The sequence below is a fragment of the Thiolapillus sp. genome, assembly GCF_048562965.1.
GTDB lineage: Bacteria > Pseudomonadota > Gammaproteobacteria > Chromatiales > Chromatiaceae > Thiolapillus > Thiolapillus brandeum_A.
On the sequence record NZ_JBHNMF010001313.1, the window covers coordinates 1 to 707 of the forward strand.

General features: G+C 55.2%; 2 protein-coding genes. One reads left to right on the plus strand and one right to left on the minus strand.

Translation table 11 applies throughout. The features are described 5' to 3' along the window. Positions 1-220: hypothetical protein (locus ACOCD2_RS24030; protein WP_293815891.1), on the minus strand; the 220-nt coding region annotated here is incomplete at its 3' end. A 22-nt stretch (positions 221-242) separates the two neighbouring features. On the opposite strand from ACOCD2_RS24030, the gene ACOCD2_RS24035 reads away from it, so the two are divergent. After that, the coding region (locus ACOCD2_RS24035) for a 6-phosphofructokinase (RefSeq protein ID WP_419626288.1) at positions 243-707 on the plus strand (465 nt) is incomplete at its 3' end.

Sequence of the window (707 nt, forward strand, 5' to 3'; positions counted from 1 at the left end):
CAAACAGGACGCGTATCTGTGTTGCGGCTTTTGACAAGGGCTTGCCATTGCCTGCAAGCCGCGCCTTGATACGCGTCCTGTTTGAAGCACTGAGGGCGACATATTTGGTCGCCGGGTTAATAGCATAGCTGCTCGGAGCACAAGAAAGCCCTTTCCTTGATCTGCGTCGTTTTGCATTTGCGCAAACTGCTGGCATAGTAGGCAATACCATTGCAGTCATCGGGTAATTAAGGGGAAGTATTATGACAAAACATATCGGCATCCTGACAGCCGGAGGCGACAGTCCCGGCCTGAACGCTGCCATACGCGGTGCGGGAAAGGCGGCGCAAGGCCATTACGGCATGCAGATGATCGGTTTTCTGGACGGTTTTCGCGGACTGGTCGACAACCGTTTCAAACGCCTCGAAGGGGAAACCCTGTCAGGCATCCTGACCCGTGGCGGCACTATCCTAGGCACCAGCCGGGACAAACCTCACCGCATGCTCTTCGGTGGCAAGGTGCAGGACATGACCGATGTCATCGTGGACAACTACCATGCCAATCATCTCGATACGCTCATCTGCATCGGCGGCGGTACGCAGAACAACAAGCGTGTCTTCGGCCTCGTGATAGATTTTGGGACATCCCAGTCCCCAAAATCGACTCGGCCTTTGACAACCTATTGGTGCCCCAGCCGTCCTGGTCACCAAGCACTACGCAACAACTTC